Origin of the sequence: Mesorhizobium sp. C089B (assembly GCF_030323125.1) — a bacterium.
In the GTDB taxonomy this organism is placed as follows: Bacteria; Pseudomonadota; Alphaproteobacteria; order Rhizobiales; family Rhizobiaceae; genus Mesorhizobium.
The window spans coordinates 6,350,538-6,363,532 of the sequence record NZ_CP100469.1; the positions used below are offsets into that span (position 1 = coordinate 6,350,538).

Annotated in this window: 12 protein-coding genes and 1 pseudogene; 7 read left to right on the forward strand and 6 right to left on the reverse strand. The window is 64.1% G+C overall.

Going from position 1 to position 12,995, the window contains the following annotated elements:
* Entirely contained in the window at window positions 1–747 is a 747-nt protein-coding gene (locus NLY44_RS30995) for an IclR family transcriptional regulator (RefSeq protein WP_023667822.1), read from the reverse strand.
* 264 nt (window positions 748–1,011) lie between these two features.
* Window positions 1,012–1,881, reverse strand: coding sequence for a helix-turn-helix domain-containing protein (locus tag NLY44_RS31000; RefSeq protein ID WP_023667823.1), 870 nt, complete (start codon window positions 1,879–1,881; stop codon window positions 1,012–1,014).
* Between the two features lie 92 nt (window positions 1,882–1,973).
* Between NLY44_RS31000 and NLY44_RS31005 the strand changes: the two genes are divergently transcribed.
* Window positions 1,974–3,518, forward strand: coding sequence for a 4-hydroxyphenylacetate 3-hydroxylase N-terminal domain-containing protein (locus NLY44_RS31005; RefSeq protein WP_023804440.1), 1,545 nt, complete (start codon window positions 1,974–1,976; stop codon window positions 3,516–3,518).
* Between the two features lie 6 nt (window positions 3,519–3,524).
* A complete protein-coding gene (locus tag NLY44_RS31010; RefSeq protein ID WP_023692271.1) occupies window positions 3,525–4,034 on the forward strand; it encodes a flavin reductase in 510 nt (169 codons plus the stop codon).
* 10 nt (window positions 4,035–4,044) lie between these two features.
* On the opposite strand, the gene hpaR is transcribed toward NLY44_RS31010, so the two are convergent.
* Window positions 4,045–4,440 carry a homoprotocatechuate degradation operon regulator HpaR gene (hpaR, locus tag NLY44_RS31015; protein ID WP_023714916.1) on the reverse strand — a complete coding sequence of 132 codons (396 nt, stop codon included), beginning with the start codon at window positions 4,438–4,440 and terminating at the stop codon, window positions 4,045–4,047.
* 201 nt (window positions 4,441–4,641) lie between these two features.
* Between hpaR and NLY44_RS31020 the strand changes: the two genes are divergently transcribed.
* Genes NLY44_RS31020 through hpaH form a run of 5 tightly spaced genes read left to right on the forward strand, consistent with a single transcriptional unit; the run spans window position 4,642 to window position 9,260 of the window.
* Window positions 4,642–5,028 carry a 5-carboxymethyl-2-hydroxymuconate Delta-isomerase gene (locus tag NLY44_RS31020; RefSeq protein WP_023667827.1) on the forward strand — a complete coding sequence of 129 codons (387 nt, stop codon included), beginning with the start codon at window positions 4,642–4,644 and terminating at the stop codon, window positions 5,026–5,028.
* Between the two features lie 11 nt (window positions 5,029–5,039).
* A complete protein-coding gene (hpaE, locus tag NLY44_RS31025) occupies window positions 5,040–6,557 on the forward strand; it encodes a 5-carboxymethyl-2-hydroxymuconate semialdehyde dehydrogenase (RefSeq protein ID WP_023692269.1) in 1,518 nt (505 codons plus the stop codon).
* A 14-nt stretch (window positions 6,558–6,571) separates the two neighbouring features.
* A complete protein-coding gene (gene hpaD, locus NLY44_RS31030) occupies window positions 6,572–7,552 on the forward strand; it encodes a 3,4-dihydroxyphenylacetate 2,3-dioxygenase (protein ID WP_023682712.1) in 981 nt (326 codons plus the stop codon).
* 29 nt (window positions 7,553–7,581) lie between these two features.
* Window positions 7,582–8,457 (forward strand): fumarylacetoacetate hydrolase family protein, encoded by an 876-nt coding sequence (locus tag NLY44_RS31035; protein WP_023738348.1) that lies wholly within the window; start codon window positions 7,582–7,584, stop codon window positions 8,455–8,457.
* Window positions 8,451–9,260 (forward strand): 2-oxo-hept-4-ene-1,7-dioate hydratase, encoded by an 810-nt coding sequence (gene hpaH, locus NLY44_RS31040; RefSeq protein ID WP_023749145.1) that lies wholly within the window; start codon window positions 8,451–8,453, stop codon window positions 9,258–9,260. The genes NLY44_RS31035 and hpaH overlap by 7 nt, the downstream gene beginning before the upstream one ends.
* A gap of 17 nt (window positions 9,261–9,277) precedes the next feature.
* Here the strand turns inward: hpaH and NLY44_RS31045 are convergent, their stop codons facing one another.
* The 3 genes and pseudogenes from NLY44_RS31045 to NLY44_RS31055 all read right to left on the reverse strand — a co-directional run bounded on the left by NLY44_RS31045 (window position 9,278) and on the right by NLY44_RS31055 (window position 12,995).
* A complete protein-coding gene (locus NLY44_RS31045; protein WP_023804439.1) occupies window positions 9,278–10,309 on the reverse strand; it encodes a phosphotransferase enzyme family protein in 1,032 nt (343 codons plus the stop codon).
* Window positions 10,306–11,612: pseudogene (locus tag NLY44_RS31050) on the reverse strand (aminotransferase class III-fold pyridoxal phosphate-dependent enzyme). The gene NLY44_RS31045 and the pseudogene NLY44_RS31050 overlap by 4 nt, the downstream one beginning before the upstream one ends.
* Window positions 11,613–11,645: 33 nt before the next feature.
* Entirely contained in the window at window positions 11,646–12,995 is a 1,350-nt protein-coding gene (locus NLY44_RS31055; RefSeq protein ID WP_023745655.1) for an aspartate aminotransferase family protein, read from the reverse strand.

A 12,995-nucleotide genomic window follows, 5' to 3' on the forward strand; every position in this document is an offset into this window, starting at 1 on the left:
TCAGGCTTCGCCGGCCAGGCGCGCTGAAATCAGCCGCGCCGCCTGGATCACCGCTTCGCCCTGGCTGGCTGCCATGCTGTCATCGGCGCGTGACACAGGCGAGGCCACCGCGAGCGCACCGAGAGGACGCCCATCGGAGCCGAGGATTGCCGCGGCTATGCTGTGCACGCCTTCTTCATAGCCTTGGGAGCTCGAGGAATAGCCGCGCTTGGCGGCAAGCCGGATCGCCTTCATCAGCCTTTCGGGCTGCGTCACCGTGTGTGGCGTGAAGGTCGGCAACGGCTTGTCGACATAGGCCTCGGCCGCTTCCCGAGGCGAAGCGGCGAGAAAGGCGATGCCGGAGGCGGTGCCGTGCAAGGGCAGCACCTGGCCGACATCGACATTGACCCGGTTGGCCTTTGCCGAGAGCTCGACATGGACCGTCAGCAGTGCGCCGGCGCTGAATTCCGACAGATGCACCGTCTCGCCGGTTTCCAGCGCCAGCTCGCGAACCACAGGTGCTGCCACGCGCACGAAGGGAAAATGCGCGTCGCGAAAGCGGGCCAGCCGCGACAGGCCGGCGCCGAGCCGGTAGCGGCGGCTTGCCGGCTCTTGTTCGATCAGGCGGTGGTCGGCCAGCGCCATCAGCAGGCGCCGCGCCGTTGCCTTGTCGAGGCCGGTTTTGCGGGCGAGCTCGGACAGGCCGATCTCCGGTTCGCCGAGCGTGAACTGCTCCAACAGCGATATCGCTTTGCCGACTGTGCTCATCGTGCATCCTCAAGATACTTCGCATGGGACGGAAGCCAATCCACCTTGCAGTCCGCTCATAGCACGTAAATTGGTGGTTCAAATAACGAACCGTTTGGAAGCGAAAAAAACACCAGCAAGTTTCGCGGCGACATCAATCTCGATGCGCCGCGCCGTGCGGGGTGATGCTGCGCGGCAACACCATCAACAGGTGGATCAACTCGGCGGCGCCGTGCCTGGCCGGCGTGTCGGCCCAAACGCCTGATCCTGGCCGGCGCGGAAGCTTCAACTCTGCCCCAGCTGCGCGCGGCGCCAGGCGGCGGGCGCCTGGCCAACCCGCTCCCGGAAGAAGCGTGAGAAATAGGCCGGATCTTCGAAGCCGATTTCGTAGGCGATGTCCTCGACGGTGCGCACGGTGAACAGCAGCAACCGCTTGGCCTCCAGCAACCGTCGCTCGCCCATGAGCCGCTTGACGCCGCTGCCAAGCACCGTATGGGCGGCCTTGTCGAGAAGATGCGGTGTCGTGGCCAGCGCCCCGACGTAGCGGTCGACGGGCCAGTTGTCGCGGAAATGCGCATCGACCAGACGGCGCAAGCCGCGCGCCAATGCAGCATCGGAAGAACCGGTGGCATCCATTACCTCGGGACCAAGGCGCGCGATGTGCGAGAGCGCGACGGCGATCAGCGCCGGCAGGGTCTTGTCACTGCCGGCCTGCGCCTCGGCATATTCGGCGGCGATCATCTCCAGCACCGCCGCCAGCCTTTTCCACGCGACGTGCTGAGGAAGGCTATCGGCAAAGACCGGCCGGTCCAATGGCAGCAGGCTGTGAGCGGCTATTGCCGCAAGCGCATCATCGGCGACCGAAACGACGATGGCGTCGGTGCCGGGCCCGATCGAGAAGCCATGCACGATGGTGCTCGGCACGAAGCTGACGGCCGGTGCCGAAAAGTCCCAGGATTGGTCTTCGATGCGGTAGGTGCCGGATCCGCTGGTCCAGTAGGTGATCTGGCCCATTTGCGGATGCTTGTGCGCGGCAACCTGGCCGAGATGAATGTTGCTGCGCGCAAGCACCGTCTCGACATGCAGGAAGCCGACATCAAGCGGCCGCACCGGCTCGCCATAGACAAAGAAATCAGGAATGGAATTGAGGCTCATGGCGCCGGAAAAAGTCCAATCGGTTTTGCCGTTACGTCCTAACCGATCCTTGCCAGGAGCGCTAGAGTTGATGCCATAAGTGGAGGAACATCATGCGATCGGAAGACTTTCGTGCCGACAATGGGCGCCCGTTCACCGGGGCCGAGTATCTGGAGAGCTTGCGCGACGGCCGCGAGGTCTACATCAACGGCGAGCGCATCGCCGATGTCACCACCCATCCGGCGATGCGCAATTCGGCGCGGTCGCTGGCGCGCCTCTATGATGCGCTGCACGATCCCAAGCGGCAGGGCACGCTGACCTCGCCTACCGATACCGGTTCGGGCGGCTACACCCACAAATATTTCCGCGTCGCCAAATCCTCCGGCGAACTCGCGGCCCAGCAGACCGCGATCGCCGAGTGGTCACGCATGTCCTATGGCTGGATGGGCCGCACGCCCGATTACAAGGCGGCACTGATGAACACGCTCGGCGCCAATGCCGACTGGTACGGCCCGTTCAAGGACAATGCGCTCGCCTGGCACAAGCGTGCGCAGGAAGCCGTGCTGTTCATGAACCACGCCATCGTCAACCCGCCGATCGACCGCCACAAGCCGGCCGAACAGGTGAAGGATGTCTTCGTCCACATCACCAAGGAGACCGACGCCGGCATCTATGTCTCCGGCGCCAAGGTGGTGGCGACGTCCTCGGCGCTGACCCACTACAATTTCCTGGCGCAGAGTTCGGCGACGGTCACCGAAGATCCGTCGCTGTCGGTCATGTTCATCGTGCCGATGAATGCGCCGGGGGTAAAGATGTTCTGCCGCGTCTCCTATGAGCAGACGGCCAACACGGCGGCGGCTCCGTTCGACTATCCGTTGTCGTCGCGCTTCGACGAGAACGATGCCATCCTGGTGCTCGACAATGTCTTCATCCCCTGGGAGGACGTGCTGGTGCTGCGCGAGGCGCAGAAAATCCTGTCCTTCCATCCGGCTTCGGGCTTCATGCATGGCTATTGCTTCCAGGGCTGCACACGCTTTGCCGTCAAGCTCGACTTCCTCGCCGGCCTGCTGGCAAAGGCGCTGCGCGCCACCGGCGGAGATGCCTTCCGAGGCAACCAGGCGGCGCTGGGCGAGGTCATCGCGCTCAGGCACATGTTCTGGAGCTTTTCCAACGCCATGGCTTATAATCCGATCCCCTGGGCGAATGGCGCTGTCCTGCCCAACCTGGAAGCAGCCCTTGCCTACCGGACTTTCATGTCGGAAGCCTACCCGCGCGTCATCGACACGGTGCGCCGGGTGATCGCCTCCGGCTTGATCTACCTGCCGTCATCGGTGCGCGACTTCAACAATCCCGAGATCGACAAATACCTCGCGCAATATGTGCGCGGTTCCAACGACATGGGCCATGTCGAGCGCATCAAGATCATGAAACTGTTGTGGGACGCGACCGGCACCGAGTTCGGCGGCCGCCACGCGCTCTACGAACTCAACTATGCCGGTGCGCCGGAAGAGGTGCGGCTGCAGGTGCTGAAGGGCGCCGAACGCGGCGGCCGGCTGAAGGCCATGGAAGAACTGGTCGACACCTGCATGGCCGACTATGACGAGAACGGCTGGACGGGAGATACCTGGCTCAATCCGCTCGCTTCTACGGCCGGGTGATGTCAGATGGCCACGCAGATTTCGAAGGCCGATTTCCGCGACGCCATGGCAAGGGTCTGCGCGCCGGTCAACATCGTCACGACAGATGGTCCGGCCGGGCGCGGCGGCTTCACCGCCACCGCCATGTGCAGTGTGTCGGACGAACCGCCGACACTGCTGGTGTGCATGAACGGCCGCTCGACGCAGGCCGCCATGTTCCTCGCCAACCGGCGCTTCTGCGTCAACGTGCTGACGCATGACCATATGCACCTGGCCGGCAAGTTCGCCGGCGCGACCAGGGACATGGAGGCACGCTATTCGGCGGCGCGCTGGCAAACGCTGGCCTCAGGCACGCCGGCGCTGTCCGATGCGATCGTCAATTTCGATTGCGAGATCGAGGATGTGCACATAGTCGGCACGCATAATGTCATGATCGGCCGGGTTATCGACGTCAGGCACGGCAGCGGCGGCTCGGCGCTGCTTTATGTCGACCGCAATTACACGCAGCCGACGCGGCTTGGCAGTTTTGGCGGCTGAGCGGGAGCAGTCAGTTCTCGCCGGCGATCAGGCTCTCCAGCAGATCGAGCAATTGCTCGAGCCTCTCATGTCCGAAGCGCTGTTCGATGTCGCGGTAGATGACGAGGCGTTCCGGCGACAAGGCATCGATAAGGGCGGAGCCCGCCGGGGCGATCGTCAGCACGACACGGCGGCCATCGCCTTCCGCCCTGTTGCGGGTGATGAATTTTCGGCCCTCGAGCGTCTTGATGATGCGTGTCAGGCTGGGCGGCAGCACCGAAGCGCGATCGGCAAGTTCCGTCGCCTCGACAGGGCCGGCCTCGCTCAGAACGCGCAGCACACGCCATTGCTGTTCGGTCACGTCATGCGCCGCCAGCATAGGGCGAAACCGCGCCATCACCACTTCGCGGGCATGGAGCAGCGCCATCGGCAGAGAACGACGGGTGTTTTCAGGCAGCAAGAAGCAGCGTCCCCAATGATGCGGGCGGTCGGCGGGACCGCACGCCAAAACCTGACCTTTCCATCCCGTATCGTCGCCTCAACTTGGATGCAAGGCTTGACTTCAGTGATGCTGCATGTAATTAACGCGTTAACTATAGCAGCGCAACAATCCGGGAGGCGAGACGCGGTGCCTCACTTTTCCATCGAGTATTCGGCCAACCTCGATGCCAAGGTCGACATGAGCGAATTGTGCGCGCTGGTGTTGCGCACCGTGCTCGGCACCGGGCTGTTTGAAACCGGCGCGGTGCGGGTGCGGGCCTTCCGTGCGGAAGCCTATGCCATCGCCGACAGCCTGCCGGAAAACGCTTTCCTCGACATGTCGTTTCGCATTGGAACCGGGCGCAGCGCCGAGGACAAGAAACGAACCGGGGAGGCGGTCTTCGCCGCGGTGAGCGAATACCTTGGCCCCCTGTTCGATACCCCGCATTTCGCTCTTTCCCTGGAGATCAGGGAGATCGACCCGGTACTGAGCTGGAAGAAAAACGCAATCCATCCGCGACTGCGCGGCAAGTGACGGAAGCTGATATGTCCGACCTCGAAGGCAATCTGAAAAAGGCCGAGGCCTATCTGGCCCGTTTCAAGCGCGACGGCGTGCTGAACCAGATCGGCGGCGAAGCGGTGCCGGCGGTGGATGGCTCGACCTTCGAGAGCATGTCGCCGGTCGATCTCAAGCCGCTGGCCAAGGTCGCGCGTGGCAGTGCCGCCGATATCGACCGCGCCGCCAAGGCGGCAAAGGCGGCGTTCCCGGCCTGGGCCGCCATGCCGGGCGACGGGCGCAAGAAGCTGCTGCACAAGATAGCCGATGCGATCGAAGCGCGCGCCGAGGAGATCGCCTTCGTCGAGTGCATGGACACCGGCCAGGCGCTGAAATTCATGGCCAAGGCCGCGCTGCGCGGCGCCGAGAATTTCCGCTTCTTCGCCGACCGCGCGCCGGAAGCGCGCGACGGCGAGACGCTGCGCACGACAGGCCAGGTCAACATCACCACGCGCGTGCCGATCGGCCCGGTCGGCATCATCACGCCGTGGAACACGCCGTTCATGCTGTCGACATGGAAGATCGCGCCGGCGCTGGCGGCAGGCTGCACCGTCGTCCACAAGCCGGCCGAATTTTCGCCGCTGACCGCTCGCCTGCTGGTCGAGATCGCCGAGGAGGCCGGCCTGCCGAAAGGCGTGTGGAACCTGGTCAACGGCCTCGGCGAGCACGCCGGCAAGGCGCTGACCGAGCACCCTGACATCAAGGCGATCGGTTTTGTCGGTGAGAGCCGCACCGGCTCGATGATCATGAAACAGGGCGCCGATACGCTGAAGCGCGTGCATTTCGAACTGGGCGGGAAGAACCCGGTGATCGTCTTCGCCGACGCCGATCTCGAACGTGCGGCGGATGCGGCCGTGTTCATGATCTACTCGCTCAACGGCGAACGCTGCACCTCATCGTCGCGGCTGCTGGTCGAAGCCTCGGTCTACGACACATTCACGGATCTGGTCGCGGAGAAGGCAAAGCGCATCAAGGTTGGCCATCCGCTCGATCCCAAAACGGTGGTCGGTCCGCTGATCCATCCGGTGCACGAGGAAAAGGTGCTGTCCTATATCGAGATCGGCAAATCGGAAGGCGCGGTGGTAGCCGCCGGCGGCGGCAAGTTCGCCGGTCCGGGCGGTGGCTGCTATGTCAGCCCGACGCTGTTTACCGGCGCCACCAACAGGATGCGCATTGCCCAGGAAGAGATTTTCGGGCCGGTGCTGACCGCCATTTCCTTCAAGGACGAGGCCGAAGCGCTGGCGCTGGCCAACGACACCCAATACGGCCTGACCGGCTATCTCTGGACGTCGGATGTTACCCGCGCCTTCCGCTTCACCGATGCGCTGGACGCCGGCATGATCTGGGTCAATTCGGAGAATGTGCGGCATTTGCCGACGCCGTTCGGCGGCGTCAAGAATTCCGGCATCGGCCGCGACGGCGGCGACCATTCCTTCGATTTCTACATGGAGACGAAGAACATCGCCTTCGCCACTTCAGCGCACACGATCCAGAAGCTCGGCGGCTGACCGGAGGACATCGCATGCCACTGCCCAAACCAAACCTCTATCCCGCCTTCAACATCGTGCGCCTCAGCCATGTCGAACTGGCGGTCACCGACCTTGCGAAATCCCGCGCCTTCTATGTCGACACGCTTGGCCTGCAGGTTACCGACGAGACATCGGACGCCATTTATCTAAGGGCCCTGGAAGAGCGCGGACACCACTGCATCGTGCTGAAGAAGGCCGGCAGCGCCGAAGCCCGCGATCTCGGCTTCAAGGTTTTTTCGGATGAGGATCTCGACAAGGCCGAGCATTTCTTCAAGGCAAAAGGCCTGCCGGTCGAGTGGGTCGAGCGACCGTACCAGTCGCGCACCTTCCGCACCCGCGACCCGCACGGCATTCCGCTCGAGTTCTTTGCCCAAATGGAAAGGCTGCCGCCGATTCATCAGAAATATGCGCTCTACAAGGGCGTGAAGCCGCTGCGCATCGACCACTTCAACTGCTTCTCGCCCAATGTCGACGAGTCCGTCGCCTTCTACAACGAGCTTGGCTTCCGCGTCACCGAATACACCGAGGATGCCAGTAGCGGAAAGCTGTGGGCGGCCTGGACGCACCGCAAGGGCGGCGTCCACGACATCGCCTTCACCAACGGTGTGGGTCCGCGCCTGCATCACGTCGCCTTCTGGGTGCCGACACCGCTCAACATCATCGACCTGCTCGACCTGATGGCGACGACCGGTTACCTCGCAAACATCGAGCGCGGCCCAGGCCGGCACGGCATTTCCAACGCCTTCTTCCTCTATGTTCGCGATCCCGACAATCACCGCATCGAGATCTACTGCTCGGACTACCAGACGGTCGATCCGGATCTGGAGCCGATCAAGTGGGACCTCAAGGACCCGCAGCGCCAGACGCTGTGGGGCGCGCCGGCGCCGAAAAGCTGGTTCGAGGAGGGCAGCACCTTTGCCGGCGCGGCCGCACGCCAACCGGATTTGACGGCGTCGCCGATCATCGCACCGTGACCACAGACGCGAACCTGACGGAGACCGGGATGACTGCACCTGGGCGGCTCGCCACCTTCACCGTCGGCGGCAAGACGCGCTATGGCGCGGTCACAGATAAGGGCGTCGTCGACCTGTCGGCGCGGCACAGCCAGTGGCCGACGCTGCGCGAAGTGATCGAGGCCGGCGTGCTACGGCGGCTGGCGGAAGAGGCCGAAGCCTACGCCGTCGATTTTCCAGTCGGCGCCATCGCTTATGAAATCCCTCTGCCGTCGCCGGAAAAGATCATCTGCGTCGGCGTCAACTACCCGGACCGCAACGAAGAGTACAAGGACGGCCAGGCCGCGCCTTCCAACCCGTCGCTGTTCATCCGCTTCCCCCGCTCCTTCGTCGGCCACGACGCGCCGCTGGTGCGGCCGCCGGAATCGCCGCAGCTGGACTATGAGGGCGAGATCGTCATCGTCATCGGCAAGGGTGGACGACGCATCGCCGAGAGGGATGCGCTTGACCATATCGCGGCACTATCCCTGTGCAACGAAGGCACCATTCGCGATTGGGTACGGCACGCCAAGTTCAACGTCACGCAGGGCAAGAATTTCGACCGCACCGGCTCGCTCGGTCCGTGGCTGGTGCCGTTCACCGACGAGGCGCAGATTGCCGACATCGCGCTGACCACCCGCGTCAATGGCGAATTGCGCCAGCAGGACCGCACCAGCCGGATGATCTTCTCGTTCCGCAAGATCATCGCCTATGTCTCCACCTTCACCACGCTGGTGCCAGGCGATATCATCGTCACCGGTACGCCGACCGGCGCCGGCGCCCGCTTCGACCCGCCGATCTGGCTGAAGCCGGGCGACGTGATCGAAGTCGAAGCCGACGGCATCGGCGTGCTCCGCAACGGGGTCGTCGACGAGGCAGCATCGTGACCCCCGAGCAAGTTGAAGATGCCGCGGCAAGGCTGTTCGAAGCCGAGCGTTCGCGCCGCCAGATCCGTCTGCTCAGCCTCGATTTTCCCGACGCGACGATGGAGGATGCCTATCGCGTCCAGGCAGCGCTGGTGAAACGCAAGACCGATGCCGGGCTGACCCCGAAGGGCTGGAAGATCGGCCTGACATCGAAGGCGATGCAATATGCGCTCGCCATCGACACGCCGGATTCGGGCGTGCTGTTCGACGACATGTTCTTCAACGACGGCGCGACGATACCCGTCGGCCGCTTCATCCAGCCGCGCGTCGAGGCCGAGATAGCCTTCGTCATGAAGGCGCCGCTGAGGGGCCCAGGCGTGACCATCTTCGACGTGCTCAACGCCACCGATTATATCACGCCGGCGCTCGAAATCCTCGACACGCGCATCGAACGCGTCAATGCCGAGACAAAGAAGGCGCGCACTTTCTTCGATACGATTTCCGACAACGCCGCCAATGCCGGCATTGTCGTCGGCGGCCGGCCGCAACGACCCGATGAAGCCGATATGCGCTGGATCGGCGCCATCGTCTCGCGCAATGCGGAGGTCGAGGAGACCGGGCTTGGCGCAGGCGTGCTCAACCATCCGGCGATGGGCATTGCCTGGCTGGCGGACAGGCTCGCCCGCTACGGCATGTCCATCGCGGCCGGCGAGGTGGTGCTGTCCGGATCGTTTGTGCGCCCGGTCGAGGCGCGGCCCGGCGATACCATCGTCGCCGACTTCGGCAGCTCGGGAACGGTCAGCATCCATTTCGCCAAGAGCTGACGGCTCTCATCGGCTCGTCAGTTGGGCTGTTCGCCGCGCAGGTAGTCAATCACCACATCGGCTGCGATGGTCGACATCCGCAAGCCGACATCCCTGGTGATGTCGCCTTCGACGCGGCTTTGCACCCAGCCAAGAAAGGCGAAGGCACGCAACGCGGCGAATAGAGGCAATGCGGCGATGTCCTGCGGGATCAGCGCACGCTCTTGCTGGTAGCCGTCAAGCAAAGCGGTTTCGATCAGCGGGTAGATCGCCTCCTCGCGGTTCTGATAGAGGGCGACGGCAAGGTCGTACATGTGCCAGCCATGGCCGCAATCGTCGAAATCGATGATGCGCACCGCGCTGTCATGGATGAGCACATTTTCGCGCACCAGATCGGCGTGGATGATGCCGAAATTGCACGCGCTGCGCTCATGTTCCGACAGCGCCTTCACTGCCTTGTCGCGCGCCTGCAAGACCAGCGCGCGGCGAGGACCATCGAGAAAGGGCGAGGTCTCGAACCGGCCCCAGACCGGGTTCGCACCGAAGAAGCCGTCGAAGTCCCAGGCATGGCGGACGAAGCCCGCGGGCGGCGTCCACGAGGCAGTGACATTGTGCATATGGGCGATGGTCCGCCCGATCGCCGTGAAGATCTGGATCGACTGGTCGGCCGTGTGGGCCAGTGGCACGCCGCGTGCGCCCACGGCGCGGCCCTCCAGCCAGCTCAGGCAATCGGCCTGCCGGGGCTGCGCCGAGGTGGCCGTTCTGACAAGCACGAACGGATCGCCGGCCTGTGTTGCGACGCAAGACGGCGTGGCGACGCCGGCGGATTGCAGGAAGCCCATCCATTGCAGTTCCGAACGCAGCGCGGCGTCCGTGTGGTAGCCGAGCCGGTGGATGCGCATGGCTGCCGGCTGGCCATCCGGCAGCCGCACGCGGAAGACGGCGTTCTCGCGGTGCTTCAGAAGTTCCGGCTCAGAGTTGCGGACGCCCCAATGTTCGAGCGCACGCCTGGCGAGCTCCGTGACATCGGCTGCCGTTTCGGGCTCGGATTGGGTGGAAACAGAATTCACGCCGGCACTCCGCCGACTTCGCCCAGCACCTCGTCCAGCAGGCCGATCAGGAAGTCGGCATTGTCACGCGAGAACGGCATGGGCGGGCGGATCTTGAGCACATTGCCGTGGATGCCGGTCTTGCCCATCAGCACGCCGCGATGGCGCATGCGATTGGCGACCTGCTCGGCAATGTCGGGCGCCGGTTCGCGCGTGTCGCGGTCGTGGACCAGCTCGGCGCCGAAGAACAGTCCGGCGCCCCTGACCTCGCCGATGCACTCATGCCGATCGGCCAGCGGGCGCAGCAGGCCAAGCGCATAAGCGCCGACGTCTTGCGCGTTGGCGACAAGGTTTTCCTGTTCGATGACGTCGAGGACGGCATTGGCGACCGCGCAGGAGACCGGGTTGCCGCCGAAGGTGTTGAAGTAGCGGAAAGCGTCGCGGAAGGTCGCCAGTATCTCCTTGGTGGTGACCACGGCCGCGATCGGATGGCCATTGCCCATCGGCTTGCCCATGGTGACGATGTCGGGGACGAAGCCGGCGCGCTGATGGCCCCAGAAATGGCTGCCGGTGCGGCCGAAGCCGGGCTGCACTTCGTCGGCGATGACCAGACCACCGGCTTCGCGCACGGCCCCAAGGCGTCGTCGAAAAATCCGGTGGGCAGAGCCGGGAAACCTTCATTGGCGAGCAGCGGACACAAGATGATGCCAGACAGGCCAATGCCGTCCTGTGCCAGCGAAGCGATCGCTTGACGCACGGCGTCGCCGAAGGCCTTGCCATTGGCCATCGCATCGGGATGGCGATAGCTGTCGGGGGCCGGCACCAGCCTGACATGGGGGGCGCGGCCGCGGATCGGAGGCATGCGCGTGCTGAGCTGCGAAACCGCCGCCGTGTTGCCATGATAGGTGGCGTCGGTGGCGATGATGCCCATATTGCCGGAGGCGGCCTGCGCCATGCGCAGCGCTATGTCGTTGGCCTCGCTGCCGGTACAGGTCAGGATTGCGGTGGCGAGGCTTGCATCGAAGGTCGCCGTCAGCCGCTCGACATAGTCGAGAATTGCGGTGTGCAGATAGCGTGTGTGGGTGTTGAGCAGGCTTGCCTGACGGCACAAGGCCTCGACCACATGCGGGTGGCAATGGCCGACATGGGCGACGTTGTTGTAGGCATCGAGATACTTGCGGCCGTCGGCATCGTAGAGCCAGACGCCTTCGCCGCGCACCAGGTGCACGGGCTCGTCGTAGAACAATTGCGATTTCGCGCCGAGCAGGCGGGCACGCCGCTTGACGAGCGCTTCCTCGCTCGGGTTCTTCTCAGATTGGGTCATTGCGTACCAAACTCCATTGCGTCAGCGGGTCCATCAGGCCCTCGACAGACCTGCATCGATGGCCTCGCCGATCTTTGCCACGTCGGCGGCGCCGATGATCAGCGGCGGCGACAGGATGATGTTGTTGCCGGACACGCGCAGCATGACGCCGGCGTCATAAGTGGCTTCCGAAACCACGGCCATGGTCTTCTTGTCCACCGGCTTTTTCGTCGTGCGATCGGAGACCAGCTCTAGCGCAGCCATCAGGCCCTTGTACCTGATGTCGCCGACGATCGCGTGCTTGGCTTTTAGCCCCTCCAGCATCGCCGCCAGCTCGATGCCGCGCGCGGCTGCGTTCTCGTCCAGGCGAAGCCGTTTGGTCTCGACAAGTGCAGCCAGCCCTGCCGCGCAGCCGACAGGATGGCCGGAATAGGTATAGCCATGACCGATCGCCCCGAAGCTGGTCTTGTCGGCCTCGAAGACGTCGGCGACCTTGGCGCCGATCAAGGTGGCGCCGAGCGGGAAATAGCCCGAGGTGATCGCCTTGGCGATGGTCATGAAATCCGGCTTCACGCCGGATAGCCGCGAACCCGACCAGGCGCCGGTGCGACCGAAGCCCGTGACCACCTCGTCGGCGATCAGCAGGATTTCGTGGCGGTCGCATATCTCGCGCACCAGCGGCATGAAGCTGTCATGCGGAACGATGACGCCGCCGGCGCCGAGAACCGGCTCCATGATGAAGGCGGCAATAGTGTCGCCGCCCTGGAAGGCGATCTCATCCTCCAGCGCTTTGGCGCACAGTTTGGCCAGCCGCGCCGGATCGGTCTCATCGAACGGATTGCGGAAGGTCCAGGGTGCGGGAATGTGGAAGACGCCGGGCATAAGCGGCTCATAGTTGCGGCGGAAATTGGCGTTGCCGTTGACTGACGCGCCACCGAAATGGGTGCCGTGATAGCCCTTCTTCAGCGCGAGGAATTTTGTCCGGTCGCCCTGGCCGCGGATCTTCCAGTATTGGCGGGCGAGCCGCAGTGCGGTTTCGACCGAATCCGAGCCGCCCGAGGTGAAGAAGGTCCGCACCATGCCTTCCGGTTCGAACCATTCGCTGAGTTCGTAAGCGAGCTCGATCGACGGGCCGGTCGACGTGCCGCGAAACCCGGAATAGTAGGGCAGGGCGCTGAGCTGGTCGGCGATGGCCTTCTTGATCGGGTCGCAGGAGTAGCCGAGATTGACGTTCCACAGTCCGCCAACCGCATCGAGCACGGTGTTGCCGTCGATGTCGGTGACCATCACGCCTTCGCCTTTCATGATCACCTTTGGCGGGTTGGCCCGCATCTCGGCCGGGTGTGCCATCGGATGCCAGATCGGCTTGGCGTTTTTCTCGGTGAGGAAATTGATGTCGCGCAT